Source organism: Pseudomonas putida (genome assembly GCA_041879295.1).
Taxonomy (GTDB): Bacteria; Pseudomonadota; Gammaproteobacteria; order Pseudomonadales; family Pseudomonadaceae; genus Aquipseudomonas; species Aquipseudomonas putida_Y.
In genome coordinates this window covers 1,846,146-1,867,246 of sequence record CP047152.1, presented here as the reverse complement: position 1 = coordinate 1,867,246, position 21,101 = coordinate 1,846,146, and the positions used below count along the sequence as shown (strand labels likewise).

The window sequence follows — 21,101 nt, the reverse complement described above, 5'->3', positions numbered from 1 at the left end:
CCCTTCCCCTGTCAAGAGATCAGATTTTCCAGATCTTCGGCTGATAGACGTTTGAGGGCCTCCAAGGATTTAGCCAAGGCATCGTTGACCGCCTGGGTTTGCGGCGGGGCGACTGCGATCTCGGCGCAGTAGGCTTGCAGGTCGTGGGTGGTGAACAGCGCCTTGACTGCTGTTTCCAGCTTCAACTGCTCACGCAGGCGCACGGTGACCTGGGTGGCCAGCAGCGAATGCCCGCCGAGGTCGAAGAAGTTGTCGGCAAGGCCGACCTGATCGACGTGCAGTACCTCCTGCCAGATCTGCGCCACTTGCTGCTGCAGCTCGCTCTGCGGTGCCAGGTAGGCCACCCGGGCGACACTCAGGTCGGGGGCAGGCAGCCGGTTGCGGTCAAGCTTGCCATTGGGGGTATGGGGGAAGGTCGCGACGAACGTCGTCCAGGTCGGCACCATGTACTCCGGCAACGCGCTGCGCAGTTGCCGCTTCAACGCCTCGCCCAGTGCCTCGCGCGTTTGCCCATCGTCGACCACGGCCACGTCCTGCGGCACCAGGTAAGCCACCAGTTGCTGGCCTCCAGGCCCCGGCCGGGCGACCACCGCCGCTTCGCGAATGGCGGGATGACGCGCCAGTTGTGCCTCGATTTCACCGAGTTCAATACGATAGCCACGAATCTTCACCTGCTGGTCGATTCGTCCGAGGTACTCCACCACACCATCGGCCCGATAGCGTGCCAGGTCGCCGGTACGGTACAGCCGCTCACCGTTCTCGGCGAACGGGTCGGGGACGAAACGCTCGGCGGTCAGCCCAGGCCGCTGGTAATACCCGCGCGCCAGCCCCGCCCCGCCAATCAGCAGCTCGCCGGCAACGCCAACGGGTACCGGCGCCAGGTCCTCACCCAGCAGGTAGAGCCGGGTATTGTCCAACGGCCTGCCGAGCAACGCCTGCGGCCTGGCGGGCTGCAAGCGGTGCAGCGCTGACCAGATGGTGGTTTCGGTCGGCCCGTACAGGTTCCACAACGGCCCGCCCAGGGCCAGCAGCCGCTGCGCCAGGTCATCGCTCAGCGCTTCACCGCCACATAACTTCGTGCAGCCCGCCAGCACCTCACCGCGGCCGCTGTCTAGCAGCATGCGCCAGGTCGAAGGGGTGGCCTGCAACACGGTCACCGCCTGCCGCGCGACCAGCTCCAGTACCCGCTGCGGGTCCTGTGCGGTATCCGGACCGGCCAGGACCACGCAGGCACCCTGCACCAGAGGCAGGTACACCTCCAGCCCGAAGATATCGAACGAGAACGTGGTCAACGACAACAGGCGATCGCCGGTAGCCAGCCCCGGCGCCTTGGCCATGCTGGCGATGAAGTTGACCAGGGCGCCGTGGGGCACCATCACCCCTTTTGGCCTGCCGGTGGAGCCCGAGGTGTAGATCATGTAGGCAAGGTGCTCGGCCGACAGTTGCAGCTGCGGGTTGTGCACACCGTAGGCTGCCGCGTTGCAGCCACTGCCCAGCAGGTGCTCGGGCGCCAGCAACAGGCACTGAACCGTGACCGGTATCGGCAGGCGTGCCTGTAGCGAAGGTTGGGTCAGCAGCAGCCTGATGCCGCTGTCCTCCATCATGTAGGCCAGCCGCTCGTCCGGGTAATGAGGGTCCAGCGGTACATAGGCACCCCCGGCCTTGAGCACGGCCAACAACGCGACGAGCATCTGTGGCGAGCGTTCGAGGGCCACCCCGACCTTGACGTCCGGCCCTACGCCGCCTTCGATCAGGCGCCAGGCCAGGCGGTTGGCGTGTTCGTTGAGCTGCTGGTAGCTCAGTGTCTGGTCTTCGAACTGCACCGCCGGTGCATGCGGCGTGGCATCGGCACGCTGCTCGATCAAGTGCTGAATGCAGGCGTCGGCAACCAGCACCGCCGTGTCATTCCAGGCTTGCCCGATCACGTCCAGCTCGCTGTCGCTGAGCAATGGCAACGCGGCGATTCGCTGGCCCGCGTCGGCCACGATGCCGTCCAGCAATTGCACCCAGTGCCCGGCCATGCGCGCCACGGTCGTGGCATCGAACAGATCGGTGGCGTAGTTCAAAGAAGCGCCGATCTGCCCTGGCGCTTCGAAGGTTTCCAGGGTGAGGTCAAACGGCGCGGTGCGCGTTTCACCAGGCAAAGCCTCGATACGCAGCGCTGTGTCGCTGGCGGCCTGCTGGCCATTGCCCTGGCGCTGGTGGTTGAACATGACCTGGAACAACGGGCTGTGGCTCAGGCTGCGCCCCGGCTGCAAGGCTTCGACCAGTTGTTCGAACGGCAGCTCTTGATGGGCCTGGGCGTCGCTGGCGGCCTGGCGGGCTTGCTGCAACAGCGCGCGGAAGGTCTGCTGCGGCTCGATTTGCGCGCGCAGTACCTGGGTGTTGACGAAAAACCCGATCAACCCTTCGGTTTCTACCCGGTTGCGGTTGGCGATAGGCACACCGACGCGAATGTCCTGCTGCCCGCTGTAGCGCTGCAGCAAGGCCTGGAACGCGGCCAGCAACAGCACGAACAAGGTCACCCCTTCGTGGCGGGCCAGGTCTTGCAGGCGTTGGCACAGTTCGGCCGGCAAGCTGAAGTCGTGTCGTGCGCCGCGGTAGCTCATCAGCCCCGGGCGGGGCCGATCGGTCGGCAGTTCCAGCACCGGCTGCTGGCCACCCAGTTGCGCTTGCCAATAGGCCAGCTGCCGCTCGCGTTCACCGGCCTCCATCCAGCGCCGTTGCCAGATGGCATAGTCGGCGTACTGGATGGGCAGCGGCCGAACAGCCACGGCATGCCCTCGGCAACAGGCGCTGTAACCCTGCAGCAGTTCGTCGACCATGACCTTCAGCGACCAGCCGTCAGCGGCGATGTGGTGCACCACCAGGCTGAGCACATGGTCCTCGGCCGCCAGGCGCAGCAACGCCACGCGCAACACGGGGCCGTGTTGCAGGTCGAACGGCTGCTCACGGTGGGCTTCGACGAAGGCCTGAATCTGCGCCTGCTCATCGCCCACGCCGCGCTCACGGCATTCGATCGCTACCGTCAGCTGTGGGGCGATTTGCTGGCGCGGGCCACCGTCGCGGCTGTCATGGGTGAACGTGGTGCGCAAGCTCTCGTGCCGCGCCAGCAGCGTATCGAAACTGCCTTGCAAGGCCTGCAGGTTCAGCGGGCCATGCAGGCGCAGGCTGACCCCGATGTTGTAGGCAGTGCCCTGGGGCTCCATCTGCCACAGGAACCATTGGCGCTCCTGGGCAAACGACAACGGCACCACGGTGGTGTCGTCGCGCACCAGCGGAATGGGCAGGTTGGCCGGGGACACGCCTTCTTCAAGCATTTTCTGCAGGTATTGGCGACGCTTTTCCAGCGGCAGATTGATGAAGCGCTGGGCAATTTTCGTGGCGACTGCGGTGTCCATCACACCTCCTCCATTTCGTCCAGCAGAGCCGACAGCTTGCTGAGTGTTTGTGTGTCCGCCGGCGCAGATGCCTGGGCCAGCTGTTCGGCGAAGCTCGCCAGGGTCGGGTGCTGGAAAATCAGTTGCGGGGTCAGGCTCAGGCCGAGTTCCAGTTGCACCCGCGAAACCACGCTGACGGCCAGCAGCGAGTGGCCGCCCAGTTCGAAGAAGTGGTCGTCCAGGCCCACTTGCTCAAGCTTGAGCACGTCCTGCCAGATGGCTGCCAGCTGCTGTTCAAGCTCGCTACGCGGGGCGCGATAACCTTGCTGCAACAGGCTGGCATCGGCCTTGGGCAGGGCCTTGCGGTCGAGCTTGCCGTTGGCTGTCAGCGGCCACCGGTCGAGCAGCAACAGGTGCGCCGGGACCATGTAGTCCGGCAGCGCCTCCTTCAGCTGTTCGCGCAACTGCGCGCGCAGCCCGGCCTGCTGCTCCAGCGCTACCTCGGCAGCGGGTATCAGGTAGGCCACCAGCTGCTGGCCGGTCGCGCCTTCCTGGGCCAGCACCAGGGCCTCGCGCACCTGCGGCTGCGCCTGCAGACGGGATTCGATCTCGCCCAGCTCGATGCGGAAGCCGCGGATCTTCACCTGGTGGTCGATGCGCCCGGCGTATTCGATCACCCCGTCGGCGTGGTAGCGCGCCAGGTCACCGGTGCGGTACAGGCGCCCGCCAGGGGCACCGAACGGGTCCGGCACGAAGCGCGTGGCGCTCAGGTCGCTGCGCTTGAGGTAGCCGCGTGCCAGGCCGGCGCGGCCCACGTACAGCTCACCGATGCAGCCTTTGGCTACCGGGTTCAGGTCGCCGTCGAGCACATACCAGGACAGGTCGGGGATCGGCACGCCCATCGGGCTGCTGGCCGCCTTGCCCAGGTCAGCCAGCGACAGCGGCCGGTAGCTGACATGCACGGTGGTTTCGGTGATGCCGTACATGTTCACCAGCTGCGGCTGGCGGTCGCCGAAGCGTTCGAACCACGGTGCCAGGCTGTTGACGTCCAGCGCTTCGCCCCCGAACACCACGCTGCGCAGTGCCAGCGGCCGCTGCGGCTCGGCCGTGGTGGCCACCGCCATCAGTTGCTTGAACGCCGACGGGGTCTGGTTCAGCACCGTGACCTGTTCATCGGCCAGCAACTGGTAGAAGGCCTCGGGCGAGCGGCTGGTGTGCTGCGGCACGATCACCAGGCGCCCGCCGTACAGCAGGGCGCCGAAGATTTCCCACACCGAGAAGTCGAAGGCATAGGAGTGGAACAGGCTCCACACGTCGTCGCTGCCGAAGCGGAAGTCGGCGTCGGTGGCCGTGAACAGGCGCAGCACGTTGCGCTGCGGCAGCAGTACGCCCTTGGGGTTGCCGGTGGAACCGGAGGTGTAGATCACGTAGGCAAGGTTGTCCGGGCTGACCGTGACCGGTGAGCAGGCCAGCGGGTCGGCCTGGCTGCAGTCATCGTTGCTTTCCAGGCTGAGCACGCGCACGCCTGCCGGCACCGGCAGGCTGGCCAGCACCTGGGGCTGGGCCAGCACGCGCTGCAGACCGCTGTCTTCGATCATGTAGGCCAAACGGTCGGCCGGGTAGGCCGGGTCCAGCGGCACGTAGGCACCGCCGGCCTTGAGGATGGCGAAGATGCCAACGACCATGTCCAGCGAGCGCTCGGCAGCCAGGCCGACCAGCACGTCAGGCCCGACCCCGTCGTCGACCAGGCGCCGGGCCAGGGCGTTGGCGCGCTGGTTGAGCTGGGCATAGCTCAGGGCCTGGCCCTCGCAGGTGACGGCGATGGCATCGGGGGTGCGCTGCACCTGGGCCTCGATCCGGCTGTGCAGGGCCTGGTCGGCCGGGTGCTCGGCGGGGGCCGGGTTCCACTGGGCGAAGGTGGCCTGCTGCTGTTGCGCATCGAGCAGCGTCAGGCTGCCCAGCGCCTGGTGCGCCGAGGCCTCGACAATCTGCTCCAGCAACTGTCGCAGGTGCCCAGCCAGTTGCTCGACCAGTGCGGCAGCGAAGCAGCCACGGTCGTAGCCGAAGGTCACCGACAGCGTCTCGCCCTGGTTGACCGCCAGGGTCAATGGGTAGTTGGCCTGCTCATGGTTGTGCACCGCATCGAAACGCAGTCCCTCGGGTGCCGTTTGCTGGAGGATCTCCGAGACTGGGTAGTTCTCGAACACCATGATGCTGTCGAACAGCCCCTCGCCGCCGTGACCGGCCCAGCGCTGGATCTCGAACAACGGCGTGTGTTCGTGTTCACGCAATTGCAGGTTGAGGCTTTGCAACGCTTGCAGCCATTGCACCACGGGTTGTTCCGGGCGCGGGCTGGCAACCACCGGCAAGGTGTTGATGAACAGCCCGATGTGCGCTTCGACACCGCGCAGCTCGGCAGGACGGCCCGCTACGGTGACACCGAATGCGACCGCCGCCTGCCCGGTATAACGCTGCAACAGCAACAACCAGGCCCCTTGCATCAAGGTGTTGAGGGTGACCTTGTGCTGCCGGGCAAAATCGCTGAGCTGGCGGGTTTGCTGGCGATCACGCAGCAAGACAACCTGCCCCTGCCCGGCCACGTCGGCTTCGGCCAATGGCTGGCCGGTCGCCAGGCTGCGGCTGAGCAGTGTGGGCTGTTCCAGGTCCGCCAGGCGGGCTTTCCAGAACTGCTCGCTGGCCTGCGCATCCTGGCGCTGCAACCAGCCGATGTAATCGCGGTAGCGCCCTGCCGGCGCCGCTGGGCGAGGCTCGCCGCGGGCCTGGGCACCGTATTGTTCGAGTACCTCCCCCAGCAGCTGCGAATAGCTCCAACCGTCCATGAGGATGTGATGGTTGGTATCGATCAGGTGGTAGTGATCGTCGCCAATGCGGATGACCTGGATGCGTTGCAGCGGCGCTTTACCCAGGTCGAACCCGCGCAGGCGTTCGGCGTTGGCCAGCTGGTCGAGCGCGATAGTCAGCTCCCGTCGCTCGCGCCAGTCCTGGTACACCAGCGCCACGGCCAGGTGCTTGTGGATCACCTGCAACGGTTGCTGCTGGCCTTGCCACAGCACACTGGCACGCAGTACCTCGTGGCGGTCGTAGACTGCCTGCCAGGCGGCCCGTAGGCGTTCGGCATCCAGCCCCTGCACATCGGCACGCATCTGGTTGATGTAGTCACCGCTGCCTTGCTCGTACAGCGAGTGGAACAGCATGCCTTGCTGCATCGGCGACAGCGCGTAGATGTCTTCGACTTGCGCCGCCGGTACCGGCAACGTATCGAGCTGCGCCTGGCTCAGGCCCGCCAGCGGGAAGTCCGAAGGTGTCATGCCCTGTTCACCGGCCTCGTTGGCCTGCAGGCAATGCTCGACCAGGCTGCGCAGCTCGCGCCCGTAATCGTCCGCCAGGCGTTGCACGGTCTGTTCGTCGAACAGGTCGAGGCTGAACGTCCAGCCCATGCGCAGCTCGCCGCCATAGACCTGGCCATTGAGGCTGAGCCAGTTTTCCAGCGGCGCGTCAGCACTCTGTTCGGCGCCGACGCCCAGCCGGGAAGGTTGCAGCAAGGCATCGCCGGCGCCATCGAAGCTGGCGTCGAACTGCCCCAGGTAGTTGAAGGTGATACGTGGTGTTGCCAGGCCTTGCAGGGCCTGACGCTGCTCGTCACTGCCAAGGTAACGCAGCACACCGTAACCCAGGCCTTTGTTGGGGATGGCGCGCAACTGCTCCTTGACCTGCTTGATCGACGCGCCCAGCTCGCCCTCGACGCGCAGGCACACCGGGTACAGGCTGGTGAACCAGCCGACGGTTCGGCTGAGGTCAAGGTCGGCGGACAGTTCTTCGCGACCATGCCCTTCCAGCTGAATCAGCGTCGCGGCCTGGCCGCTCCAGCGACCCACCACGCGCGCCAGCGCAGTCAGCAGCAAGTCGTTGACCTGAGTACGATAGGTGGCGGGCGCCTCTTGCAGAAGCTGCCGGGTCACTTCGCGGTCGAGTTGCGTGCTGACCGTGCGCGCACGTCGGCGTTGTTGCCCGGCACCCGGGTGGTCGCAGGGCAGCTCGGCGTGGTCGTGCTGCAACTGCGCCTGCCAGTACGCCAGCTCGCTGCCAAGCCCTTCGCTGCCAGCATAGGCTTGCAACTGCCCGGCCCAGTCCCTGAGCGAACTGGTCTTGGCCGGCAGCACCACCGTTTGGCCCGCCACGCATTGACGATAAGCACGCTGCAGGTCTTCCAGCAGGATCCGCCAGGACACCCCGTCGACCAACAGGTGATGGATCACCAGCAACAAGCGCTGGCACTCGCCCGGCTGCGTTACCAGCACCGCACGCACCAGGTCGCCATTGCCCAGGCACAGGCTGGCCTGGGCCTGGTCGCACAGTGCCTCCAGCGCCTGCGCATCGGCACAGTCACGCTGCCACAACAGCGCGTGGCGCACGTGCGCTTCGCCGAAGCTGGCGCGCCAGCCCTGTTCGCTTTCGTCGAACTTCAGGCGCAAGCCGTCGTGGTGCACCACCAACTGGTGCAGGGCGTGTTCCAGCCGGTCGGCATCCAGCGGCTGCAGGGCGTCCAGCAGCACCGACTGGTTCCAGTGATGGCGCTCGGGAATAGCCAGCGCGAAGAATTCGGCCTGGGCCGGCAGCAGGTGCAGCTCACCGCTGACCGGGCCCTGGTCGATCTGCTGCTGAGCGGCACCCCGCCGAGCGACACGCGCCAGGCCCTGCACCGTCTGCTGCTCGAAAACATCTTTGGGGCTGAAGGCGATGCCGGCCTGGCGGGCGCGCCCGACCACCTGGATGGAAACGATCGAATCGCCACCCAGTTCGAAGAAGTTGTCGTCCAGCCCCACCTGCTCAAGCTTGAGCACGTCCTGCCAGATCGCGGCCAGCTGCTGCTCCAGTTCACTGCGCGGGGCAACATAGGCCTGGCGTGCCTGACTCATGTCCGGCAGCGGCAGCGCCTTGCGGTCTACCTTGCCGTTCGGCGTCAACGGCAGGCGCGCCATCAGCACCCAGTGCACGGGTACCATGTAGTCGGGCAGACGGGCTTTCAGGCTGGCTTTGAGCTGTTGCTTGAGCGCGTCGGCAGCCACCGCGTCTTCAGCCACGCAATAGGCCACCAACTGCGGCCCGTTGGCGCCAGGCTGAGCCATCACCACCGCCTCGCGTACCTGATCGCTGTCGAGCAACGCGGCTTCGATTTCGCCCAGCTCGATACGGAAACCGCGGATCTTGACCTGGTGATCGACCCGGCCGACGTACTCCAGCACGCCGTCGGCACGGCGCCGGGCCAGGTCGCCAGTGCGGTACAGGCGCTCGCCGGGCGCCCCGCAAGGGTGCGGAATAAAGGCCTGGGCGGTACGCAGTGGGTCGCCGACATAGCCACGGCCCACGCCGGTTCCTGCCACGCACAGCTCTCCGGTGACGCCCAGCGGCGCCAGCTCCAATGCGGCGTCCAGCACATACAGGCGGTTGTTGTCGGTGGGGCTGCCAATGGGCAGGTACACGCCTTGCGTGCTCGCCAGGTCGACGCGGAAGAACGCCACGTCATCGGAACATTCAGCCGGACCATAGGCATTGACCAGCCCGACATCGGGATAGCGCTGCAACCATTGACGTGCGGTTTCCGGCGCCAGCGCTTCGCCGGTGGGCAGCATCCAGCGCAGCGACGGCAGGGTAACGGCCGGGGCCTGGAACATACCCTGGATCAACGACGGCACGCTCTCGAGCACACTGATGCGCTGCTCGCGCACCTGCTGCAGCAGTGCTTCGGGATCATGCGCCAGTTCGTTCGGCATAATCTGCACACAGCCACCAAACAGTGGCGCTGCAAGGAACTGCCACACCGAAATGTCGAAGCTTTGCGACGCGGTCTGGGCGATCACGTCGTCCGGCCCTAGGCCCAGGTATGGCACCTTGCTCAGCTGGTTGTTGAGCATGCCCGCCTGCTCGACCATCACCCCTTTGGGCTGCCCGGTCGAACCCGAGGTGTAGATCACGTACGCCAGGTGCTGCGGGCCACTGTAGCGCTGCGGATCGTGCTCGGCGCTGTCAGGCCGGTCGAGGGTTTCCAGCACCAACAGCTGCGGCCGCCGTGCCTCGTCCACTGCGTGCAGCAAGGCCTCGGCCTGCGCCCGGCAAGCCTCGGTGCAGAGCAGCACCGGGGTGCGGCTCAAGGCGACGATATGGCTCAGGCGTTGTTGTGGCAGGCCAGGGTCCAGTGGCAGGTAGCCGGCGGCGGCCTTGAAGGTGCCCACCATCATGCCCAGCAGCTCAAGGCTGCGCTGCGCCAGCAAGGCCACTGGCTGGTCAGGCCCGACCCCCAGGGCAATCAGCCCATGGGCCACTCGGTTGGCAAGGCGGTTCAGCTCGCTGTAGCTGTAGTGCCGGTCGCCGCAGCGCGCAACGACCGCCTGCGGGGTACGGGCCACCTGCGCTTCGAACAGCTCGGCATAACTGTGCTGCAGCGGGTAATCGGCAGCCGTCTGGTTGACGTGCTGCAACAGCCCTTCGCGGGTGGCAGGGGCTACCAGGCAGAACGCGCCCAGGCAGCTGTCCAGCGGCAAGCTCAGGCACTGCTGCAGCACATGCTGGAAGTTGTCGGCCAGCGCAGCCAGCGCCGGGCGCTGCAGATGCTCCAGCGCATGGCTGTAGTGCAACTGCAAAGTCTGCCCTTGGCTGATCGACAGGGTCAGCGGGTAATGCGTCTGTTCGCGGCTGTAGACCTCGCCGAAGCTCAAGCCTGCCGGGGCACCCTGCTGCAGCGCTTCGGAAACGGGGTAGTTCTCGAAGACCAGGATGTTGTCGAACAAGGCCTCGCCGCCCTGCCCGCTCCAGCGCTGGATGTCGAACAGCGGGGTGTGTTCGAACTCGCGCATGGCCACGTTCTGTGCCTGCAACTGCTGCAGGAATTGCGCGAACGGCAGCTGCGGGGCCGGGCTGGCAGTGACCGGCAAGGTGTTGATGAACAGGCCCACCTGCTGCTCGATGCCCTTGAGCGCCGCCGGGCGCCCGGCAACCGTGGCCCCGAACGTGACGCTGTCCTGCCCGGTATAGCGTTGCAGCAGCAACAGCCAGGCACCCTGCAGCAAGGTGTTGAGGGTGACCTTGTGTTGGCGCGCCAGTGCCACCAGCTGCCCGGTGGTGGCGGCATCGATCACCTGCACATGCTCGGCGTAGCCCTGCCCGGCTTCGGCCTGGGCTTCGTAGGCAATGGCCTGCGCCAGCCGGGTGGGCCCTTGCAGGTCGCGCAGGCAGTCTTTCCAGAACGCTTCACCGGCAGCGGCGTCCTGCCGGCCCAGCCAGCCGATGTAATCGCTGTAACGGCTGGTGACCGGTGGCAATGCCGAGAGCTGACCGTCGCCCAGCAGGGCGTACTGGTGCAGCACTTCGCCCAACAGCTGGGAGTTGCTCCAGCCATCCATGAGGATGTGATGGCTGGTATAGAGCAAGTGCTGTCGGGCCGGACCAGTGCGCACCAGCGCCAGGCGCAGCAATGGCGCCTGGCTGAGGTCGAAGCCCTGCTGGCGCTGGTCGACTGCCAGTTGCTCGAGGGCAGCCTCAAGGCCTTCGCGCCCCTGCCAGTCGTGCACCACGAACGGCAGATCAACGTGTTTGCGTACCACCTGCAGAGCCTGCTCGTGCTCCCAGTGGAACTGCGTGCGCAGGATATCGTGGCGCTGCAGCACGGCCTCCCAGGCACGGCGGAAACGCTCGACATCCAGGCCGTCGACATCGACGCGCATCTGGTTCACGTAGTCCCCCGCCTGCTGCTCGTACAAGGCGTGGAACAGCATGCCCTGCTGCATCGGCGCCAGCGGATAAAGGTCGGCAATCTCGGCCGCGGGCACTGGCAGTTGGTCCAGCTGGGTTTGCGACAGGCGCGCCAGCGGGAAGTCGGACGGCGTTACACCACACACCCCCGGTGTGCAGCAGTGCTCGATCAACGCCTGCAACTCGCGGGTGTAATCGGCGGCCAGACGCTCAAGGGTGGCGCTATCGAACAGCTCGCGACTGAACGTCCAGCCCAGGCTCAGCTCACCGCCGTACACCTGGCCATTGAGGCTCAACAGGTTGCCCAGCGGCGCCTGCGCGTCGTGATCGGCGCCCTTGTCTTCCCTGGCCGGCACGAACAGCGCTTCGGCCTGATCGAAGCTGCCATCGAACTGGCCCAGGTAGTTGAAGGTGATTTCCGGCAGCGGTGCATGGCCCAACTGCTGGCGCGCCTCGGCGCTGCCCCATTGGCCCAGCACCCCGAAACCGATACCGTTGTCGGGAATGCTGTGCAGGTGCTGCTTGACCTGCTTCAAGGTGTGGGAACGCTCGCTGGGCACCGCCAGCTTCAGCGGGAACACCGTGGTGAACCATCCCAGTGTGCGGCTGAGGTCCAGGTCGTCGAACAGTGCTTCACGGCCATGACCTTCCAGCAGCACCGACACTTCGTCGCGCCCGGTCCAGCCTGCAATCACCCGCACCAGGGCTGCCAGCAGCAGGTCGTTGACCCGTGTGCGGTAGGCGGCCGGCGCCTCGCGCAGCAGCCGCTCGGTCCATGCCCGGTCCAGGCGGCTGTAAACCGTGTGGGCGTGGCACTGCTGATTGGCTGCGGCCAGGTCGCTGACCTGCCGACGTGGCAGTGCGGCGCGCCCCTGCAACTGCTCGCACCAGTAGCCAAGCTGGCCCTGCATGTACGCTGCATGCCCCTGCAAGCGCTTGGCCCATGCCTGCATGGAATGGCTCTTGGCGGGCAGGTTCGGCTGGTTACCCGCAAGCACGGCAGCGTAGGCCTGTTGCAGGTCCTCCAGCAGGATGCGCCATGACACCCCATCCACCACGAGGTGATGAACGACCAACAGCAAGCGCTGGCTGCCGTCCGCCAGCGTTGCCAGCAAGGCACGCAGCAATGGCCCGTTTTCCAGGTCCAGGCTGCGCTGCGCCTGCTCTACCAAGGTTTGCAACGCACCTTCGTCGGCCACCGCGGCCTGCCATAGCAGCGCCGCCTGGGCGCACTGGGCAGGGCTGCGGTAGCGCGCCTTCCAGCCGTCATCGGCGGGCGCAAAGCTCAGGCGCAAGGCATCATGGTGCTCGACCAGGGCTTGCAGGGCCTGGTCCAGGTCAGCAGCGTTCAAAGGCTGCCGTGGTTCAAGCAGGATCGACTGGTTCCAGTGGTGACGTGCCGGAATCGCCTGGGCAAAGAACAGCTGGTGCACCGGTAGCAGCACCTGCTCGCCACTGAGCGGCCCCTGGTCGGCTTGCACCTCGCATGCGCCGACCTGGGCAACGCTGGCCAGTGCGGCCACGGTCTGATGCTCGAACAGATCACGGGCACTGAACAGCAGGCCGTCCTGTCGCGCCCGACTGACCAGCTGGATCGAGATGATCGAGTCGCCCCCGAGCTCGAAGAAGTTGTCACTCACGCCCACCTGCGGGAGCTTCAGCACGCGCTGCCACAACGCGGCAAGGCGCTGCTCCAGGGCATTGCGTGGCGCCACGTAGGCCTGCTGCAGGGCGCTGAAGTCTGGTGCCGGCAGTGCTTTGCGGTCGAGCTTGCCATTGGGCAACAACGGCAGTTGCTCAAGCACCAGCCAGTGGGTCGGCAGCATGTAGTCCGGCAGGCTCTGGCGCAGCGCCGCCTTCAGCTGCTCGCGCTGCTCGGCCGGCCCGTGTGCGGCAATGCTATCGGCCAGCACCAGGTAAGCCGCCAGCTGCTTGCCGCTTGGGCCGTCCACGGCCACCACCACGGCCTCGCGCACCTCGGCACACGCCAGCAGGCACGCCTCGATTTCGCCCAGCTCGACACGGAAGCCGCGGATTTTTACCTGGTTATCGATTCGTCCCAGGTAATCGAACTGCCCGTCGGCGCGCAGGCAAACCTGGTCACCGGTGCGGTACAGACGCGCACCCTCGGTGCCAAACGGGTCGGGCACGAAGCGCTCGGCTGTCAGGCCCGGGCGCCCCAGGTAGCCGCGGGCCAGGCCGGCACCGCCCAGGTACAGCTGCCCGGCCACGCCTGCTGGCAGCAGGCCCAGGGCGGCGTCCAGCACACACGCACTGCGCTCGCCGACAGGCTGGCCGATCGGTGCATAGGCGCTGTCGCAATGATCCCCGGCGCGGGTACGCCAGACCATCGGTGTGACCACGGTCTCGGTGGGGCCGTAACCATTGATCATCACCTGAGGTTGCAGGCTTTGCTGCACCCGCTCGTACGTCGCCCGCGGCATGGCATCGCCGCCAAAGCTGTAAAGACGAACCGGCGGAGGGTTACCGGCATGCGCCGCATGCTCAGCCAGCTGTTGCAGGTAGGCCGGCGGGAATCCGGCCATGGTCACCCCATGCCGGCGTATCTCCTCGTAGGTGCGCTCGGGGCTCCACAGCTCATCGTCGCGCAGCAGCAGGCTGCCACCCATGACCAGCGAGGTCAGCCAGCGTTCATGGGCACCGTCGAAGGCAAACGACAGGAAATGCAGCTCACGGTCCGCCGGGGTCATTTCGTACCATTGGCCAGTGGCCAGGCAGTGCATGGCCAGCGGCCCGTGTGCAACCGCAACGCCTTTGGGCTGGCCGGTAGAACCCGAGGTGTAGATCACGTAGGCCAGGTTTTGTGGGCTCAATGCCACGGTGGGCGCCTGTTCGGCGCCCGGCTGTTCAACCAGTTGGTCGAGCAGCAGCGTACGAATACCGGCCTGCACGTCCAGGCCCGGCAGCACCCGGCTGTGACTGAGCAACAGGTCGATGCCGCTGTCCTGCATCATGTAGGCCAGGCGCTCTGCCGGGTACTGAGGATCAAGCGGCAGGAACGCGCCACCGGCCTTGAGAATGCCCAGCAAGCCGACAACCATGTCGAGCGAACGCTCCAGGGCGATGCCCACCAGCACGTCGGGGCCGACACCCAGCGCCCGCAGGCGATGTGCCAACTGGTTGGCCCGGGCCTCGAGCTGGCCGTAGCTCAGTTGCTGGTCGCCGACCAGCAACGCTACCGCTTGCGGTTGGCGCCGGGCCTGTTCGGCAATCAGCTGGTGAACCGCCGCCGGCGCAACCGCGAGCCCCGCCTGTTGCCAGCCCTGCAACAGGGCCGCCTGCTCCTGCGGCGCCAGCAACGGCAGCTCGCCGACAGCCTGGCCTGGGTCGGCGGCCAGGCCGCGCAGCAAATTGCACCAGTGCTCAGCCATGCGTTGCAGGGTAGCGGCTTCGAACAGCTCGGCAGCGTAGAGGAACGACACGTTGATCGCCGCGTCGGTCTCCAACGTTTCCAGGGTCAGGTCGAATTGCGCGGTGCCACCCTGCAGGGTCATTTCCTCGGCATGCAAACCTGCCAGGCTGGTGCTGCCCACCTGCTGGCCGGCAATGCTGAGGTGGTTGTACATCACCTGGAACAGCGGGTTACGGTCCAGCGAGCGTTGCGGGTTCAAGGCTTCTACCAGGCGGTCGAACGGCAGGTCCTGATGCGCCTGCCCGGCCAGTGCCGTAGCCTTGACCTGGCTGAGCAGCGCTGCGCCGCTCATCGCCGGATCGACTTCGACGCGCATGACCAGGGTATTGACGAAAAAGCCCAGGACGTTTTCCAGCTCTTGCCGGCTGCGGTTGCTCACCGGTATGCCGATGCGCACATCGGGTTGTTCGCAGTAGCGTTGCAACAACAGGGCAAAAGCGCCGAGGAACAGCTGGAACAGGGTCAGCTCATGCTCACGCGCCAACTGCCGCAAGCGCTGCGCCAGTTCGCTGTCCAGGGCGAATGCGACGCGCCCCAGACGGTGGTCTTTCAGCGCGCTGCGCGGGTGGTCGATTGGCAGTTCCAGGATGGGCTGCTCGCTTCCCAGCTGCCCGCGCCAGTAGTCCAGCTGGCGCTGGAGTTCGCCCTGGTCGAGCCAGTTCTTGTGCCAGGCGGCGTAATCGGCGTACTGGATCGGCAGCTTGGCCAATGCCGGCGCCTCGCCCCGGTGCAGGGCCTGGTACAGGGCAACGAACTCACGCACCATCACGCTCATCGAGCCACCATCGGAAATGATGTGGTGCAAGGTGACCACCAGGAACTGGTCCTGCTCGCCCAACTGCAGCACCTTGGCGCGCCACAACGGGCCGGTGCCCAGGTCGAACAGCCGCTGGGTCTCGGCCAGTACCTGAGCCTGTATGTGTGCCAGCTCGGCCGTTGCCGGCAGTCGGTCCCAGGCCAGCGGTAATTCACCCGCAGGCTGAATGCGCTGCAGCAGCACGCCATCGCGCTCGACGAACGTCGTGCGGAAGGCTTCATGGCGTTCGCAGAGGATCGCGAAGGCCTGGGTCAATGCGGCACGATCCAGTTCGCCGCGCAGGCGCACGACCATAGGTGTGTGGTAGGCGGTGCTGTGCGGCTGCATCTGCCAGAACAGCCATTGCCGCTGCTGGGCGTGCGACGCGACCAGGGGCTGGTCACGCGGCACCGCGGCGATCGGCTCGACGTGCTGCGCGCCAGCGCCCATTACCTGTTCGGCAAAGCCCTGTAGCGAGTTGCTTTCGAAAAGGCTGCGCAACGGTACGTCACGCCCCAGGATGCGCCGGACCCGGGCGATGATCTGCGTCGCCAGCAGGGAATGCCCACCCAGGGCAAAGAAGTTGTCGTCAAGCCCTACCTGGGCGACGTTCAGCACGTCCTGCCAGATCAGCGCCAGCTGCTGCTGCAAGGTGGTCTGCGGGGCACGGTAGGCCTGTGCCGGGCCTTCGTCAGGCACCGGCAAGGCACGTAAATCGAGCTTGCCGTTGAGTGTCAGTGGCATGCCGGGCAATGCCATGAAGCGGCTCGGCAGCATATAGTCCGGCAACTGCCTGGCCAGCGCCGCTTGTACTTCGGCAAGCACCTGCGGGGCATCAGACTGGCTGTCGGGGACCACGTAGGCCACGATGCGGGCCGCGCTGCCACTGCCGCGGATAACGGCCACGGCGTCGTGCACACCGGGCTGGCGCTTGAGGGTGTCGGTGATTTCACCCAGTTCGATCCGGTAACCGCGAATCTTTACCTGATGGTCGACCCGCCCCAGGTAATCGACCTGGCCGTTCGCCAGCTGCCGCGCCAGATCGCCGGTACGGTACACGCGGGTACCGGCGGCACCGAACGGGTTGGGCACAAAGCGTTCGGCCGTCATCGCCGCGCGGCGGTGATAGCCTCGCGCTACCCCTGCGCCGGCAAGATACAACTCGCCCTGGCAGCCGGTGCTCAGCGGTTGCAGCGAAGCGTCCAGCACATAAGCCTGCATGTTGGCCAACGGCCGCCCAAGCGGCGCACGCCCCGTCGCCGGTGGCGCCTCGACCGCATCAGCGAGCGCGCCCACGGTGGTTTCGGTTGGGCCGTAATGGTTGAACAGCGTGCAGTGCGGGGCCAGCTGCGCCAGTTGTGCCATCAGCCCGGCGGGGCAAGCCTCGCCGCCCAGCACCAGCGCACGCTGCGGCAGTGCCCGGGCCGGGTGCGGACCATCGAGCAATGCCTGCAGGTGGGAAGGGACGATTTTCAGCACGTCCACGGCGTGTGCGTGCATGTAGGCGGCGAAACGCTCGGCGTCCAGACTGATGTCCAGGGCAATCACATGCAGGCAGCTGCCGCTGCACAGTGCGCCGAACAGGGTGGTATGGCCAAGGTCGGCCGCCAGCGTGGAAACCACCGCCATGCTCGCGACCCGGCCCAGCGCCAGGCGCTGCAAGGCCGCCTGCACATAGTTGGCCAGGGCGCCATGGCTGATGGTGACACCCTTCGAACGCCCGGTAGAGCCCGAGGTATAGATGACATAGGCCAGGTTATCGGCATTCAGCTGTGCAGGGGGAGCCGTCGTACTGAAGCGCGCCAGTTCCTCTGCTGCCTGGTCGAGCACCAGGTAGCGCACTTGTGTGTCCTGCGGTAGACGGGGCAGCAGCGCCTGCTGGGTCAGCAGCAGTTGAACACCGCTGTCGTCGAGCATGTAGGCAAGCCGCTCTTGCGGGTATTCGGGGTCGAACGGCACATAGGCACCGCCGGCCTTGAGGATGGCCAGCAGGCCAACGATCATCTCCACCGACCGTTCGACTGCAATACCCACCAGTACCTCAGGCCCGACGCCCCACTCGATCAGTTGGTGTGCCAGCCGGTTGGCATCGGCATCGAGTTCGGCATAGCTCAGTTGCCGGTCGCCGAACACCAGTGCCGGGGCCTGCGGCTGCTGCGCCACCTGCGCGGCGAACAGCGCAAGTATGTTGTCGACGGCGAACTCGCTGGCGGCCGGTTGGCTGGCCTGCAGCAGCCGCTGCCGCTCGCCGGCACCCAGCAGCGGCAAATCGCCGATGGCCGCCAGCGGGTCGGCGGCCATGGCCTGCAACAGGTTCAGCCAATGGCTCGCCATACGTTCGATGGTGGCCGGGGCGAACAATTCGCGGGCATAGGTGAAGGCTGCCTGCACCTGGCCGTCGCGCTCCACGGTATCGAGGGTGAGCTCGAACTGGACACTGCGCTCGTGGCGCTCCAGCACGTGCAGCTCAAGGCCTGATTCGCTGCGCAAGGCGCCGATGTCGGCGACGTTCGCCTGATGGTTGTGCAACACCTGGAACAACGGCGTGTGGCTGAGGCTGCGCTCGACTTGCAGGCCTTCGACCAAACGCTCGAACGGCAAATCCTGGTGGCTCTGGGCCGCGCGGGTGGTTTCGCGGATATCGGCCAGCAATTGGGCGACGGACATCTGCGGGTCGAGCTCGGTGCGCAACACCTGGGTGTTGACGAATACGCCAATCAGCCCCTCGACTTCTTGGCGATTGCGGTTGGCAACCGGTACCCCGACACGGATGTCCTGCAGGCCACTGTAATGTTGCAAAAGCAGCTTGAAACCGGCCAACAGCACACTGAACAAGGTGACCCCTTGCTGACGCGCCAGGCCCACCAGGCGCTCGCTCAGGCCCTGTGGCACCGCGATGGGCAGGCGCTGGCCCTGGCGGCTGGCATGCAGCGGGCGCGGGTAGTCGGCAGGCAACTGCAATACCGGGTGCTGGTCGCCCAGCTTGGCCTGCCAGTAAGCCAGCTGTCGCGCCTGCTCCCCGGCCTCCAGCCAACGCCGCTGCCACAGCGCATAGTCACTGTACTGGATCGGCAACTCAGGCAGCACCGGCACCTGCCCGCGAACCAAGGCGTCGTAGCCGTGGACGAATTCCTGGATGAGCACGTTCATCGACCAGCCATCGGCGACGATATGGTGCAGGGTCAACAGCAGCACGTGCTCCTGTGCCGCCAGCTTCAACAAGCGTACGCGAAACAGCGGGCCCTGCTGGAGGTCGAAGGGCAAACCGGCTTCGTCCCGGACGGCTTGCGCTACAGCGGCGTCGCGGGCCCCGCCGGCCAGCGCCCGAAGGTCGTGTTCTTCAATGACGATGGCCGCTGGCTGCACCACTTGCACCACTTCGTCACCCTGGGTCTGGAACACAGTACGCAGGGCCTGGTGTCGCTGCAGTACCTGCTCGAACGCGCGCTGTACCGCCGAGGTGTCCAGCGCCCCTTTCAGCACCACCGCACTGGGCAGGTTGTAGGCGGCACCGTGTGGGTCCAGTTGCCACAGAAACCACATGCGCTGCTGGGCATAGGACAGTGCATGGCGATCGTCGACGGCAACGTCCGCAGGGATCGGGAATTGTGAAAAGTCGATACCCTCGCTGGCCAGGGTTTCGAGAAACAGCCGCCGCTTTTCCACCGGCAGCTCAATGAAACGGCGGGCGAGCTTCAGGGACTTCTCAACATTCATCGGGATTCATCCGTGCACATGGGTTTCGAGTAACAACTCGGCTATCCCTACGAAACGGATGGAACACCGGGAAAATTAACCCGTCACGGCCACTGGCAAAGGCAGGCTCAGCCGGGGGCCTGGGGTTTGCCATGACAGACGGTTTTCCGGTTTGCCTGCCCTCGCGCGTCATAAGGGTACCGGCGGGATTTTCCTCATACCGCGAGGGATCGACGCGCAAGCCACCCAAACCACAAGGCACCGGCCCCTATGTCCAAAAAGTCACGCTCGAAACTCTGGTTCCTGGTTCACAGCTGGCTGGCCCTGCCCATCTGGTTCTTCGTGCTGATCGTCTGCTTCACCGGCACCCTGGCAGTGGTCAGCCAGGAGCTGGTGTGGCTGGCCAAACCGGAGATACGCGCGGCGAAGCCGAGCGATGATGCGCCACTGCTGACCTACGACCAGGTGCTCAAGGCCCTGCGTGAAGCGCGCCCCGAGCTGGATGTGCAATACATCATGCGCCCGGACGAGTCGCACTTTGCGCTGCAGGTGCAGGTGGTGCAGCCGGACAACACCACCCAGAACCTCTACGTGAACCCCTATACAGGCAAGATCCAGGGCATCAGCCCCTCCTTCGACTTCCGCCAGTTCACCCGCGCCTTGCATGGCTGGTGGCTGGTGCCTTTCGGCAACGGCTACCCGTGGGGGTGGTACCTGGTCTCGCTGCTGGGCTTGCCGATGCTTGCCTCGCTGGTCACCGGCCTGGTCGTCTACAAGCGCTTCTGGAAAGGCTTTCTGAAACCTACCCTGCGCTTTCGCCAAGGTGCCCGCATCTTCTGGGGTGACTTCCATCGCCTGAGCGGTATCTGGTCGATCTGGTTCATTGCCGTGATCGCGATCACCGGCACCTGGTTCCTGATCCAGGCGTTGCTGGCCGACAACCACATCTCGATCTCAAGCCGCGACGTACCCGCGGTGGTGGCCCGCGATGACGTACCGCTGCTGCAGGCTGGCGAAGCGCCCCGGCTGGTCAGCCTGGAGCATGCCATCGAAACGGTAAAGGCGCAGATCCCCGGCTTCGAGGCATCCTTCGTGCGCCTGCCAGGCAATGCCTATGACACCTTCAACATCCGTGGCCGCGGCTGGTACCCGCTGATGTTCCAGAGCGCCAGCATCAACCCGTACACAGGCGTGGTCGCCACCTCGCACACCCTGGATGATCGCACCTCACTGGAGTTCGTCACCGAATCCATGCGCCCGTTGCACACTGGCGACTTCGGCGGGCTGTGGGTCAAGATGATCTGGTTCGTTTTTGGCCTGGTGCTGACCTTGATGGTGCTCAGCGGCCTGTTGATCTGGAGCAAGCGCACCGCACAGGCCACTGCAGCCGCACTGAAACGCAAACCCCGCAGCGCACCGACGGCTACCGCCGCGCAAGACGCCCACCTGCCGGAGACCGCCCGATGAGCCGAGCCACCACCGCCGACGCACCTTCGGCCTCACGCCGCCTGTGGCTGAAATGGCGCTTTCACCTGAACATCCTGCTGATACTCGTCCCTTTGGGGTTCATGCCCAGGTATTTTGCCGACCAGGCATTGTTCAAAGGAGAAGCCGGGCTGGGTGAGCGTGAGGCGGGTGTGGTCGCAGTAGGCCCATGGAGCCTGCGTCTGGCCGAATTCCGTGCTGCGGCGCCCCGCCAGGAAGGCCCAGCCGGGTATTTCAAGAGTTTCAGTGCGGCGCTGTGCAACCACTGTATCGGCGAAGTGAAGGCCACTTACCTGCGGGTGGGCAAGCCACGCAGCCTGCGCGCGGCCGGGAGCATTTTCTTCGGTTCACCGTACAGCATGGGCGCTTCCGTCCCGGTTCCAGCCAAGACCCGGCCCAACGCTGAACTGTGGATCACCATGGAGGGCTGGGATGGCAGCGTGCACCAGGCTTCGATTCCCCTGAGCCAGGCCTCGCCAGCGACAGTCGCCTGGCTGCAGACGCAGGCTGGCAGCCGCTAGACAACCGGGTGGCGCCCCCTGAT

The 21,101-nt window shown here is 65.9% G+C and carries 4 protein-coding genes; 2 read left to right on the top strand and 2 right to left on the bottom strand.

All coding sequences use genetic code 11. The features are described from left to right. Positions 1-11: 11 nt before the first annotated feature. Together GST84_08510 and GST84_08505 are read right to left on the bottom strand one after the other, a co-directional pair. Positions 12-3,401, bottom strand: a complete 3,390-nt coding sequence (locus GST84_08510; GenBank protein ID XGB12405.1) for a non-ribosomal peptide synthetase — start codon at positions 3,399-3,401, stop codon at positions 12-14. Next, a complete protein-coding gene (locus GST84_08505) occupies positions 3,401-19,093 on the bottom strand; it encodes an amino acid adenylation domain-containing protein (protein ID XGB12404.1) in 15,693 nt (5,230 codons plus the stop codon). The genes GST84_08510 and GST84_08505 overlap by 1 nt, the downstream gene beginning before the upstream one ends. Positions 19,094-19,342: 249 nt before the next feature. Between GST84_08505 and GST84_08500 the strand changes: the two genes are divergently transcribed. Both GST84_08500 and GST84_08495 read left to right on the top strand, forming a co-directional pair. Next, positions 19,343-20,539, top strand: a complete 1,197-nt coding sequence (locus GST84_08500; GenBank protein XGB12403.1) for a PepSY domain-containing protein — start codon at positions 19,343-19,345, stop codon at positions 20,537-20,539. Then, entirely contained in the window at positions 20,536-21,078 is a 543-nt protein-coding gene (locus tag GST84_08495) for a thiamine pyrophosphate-binding protein (protein XGB12402.1), read from the top strand. The genes GST84_08500 and GST84_08495 overlap by 4 nt, the downstream gene beginning before the upstream one ends. Positions 21,079-21,101: the final 23 nt, after the last annotated feature.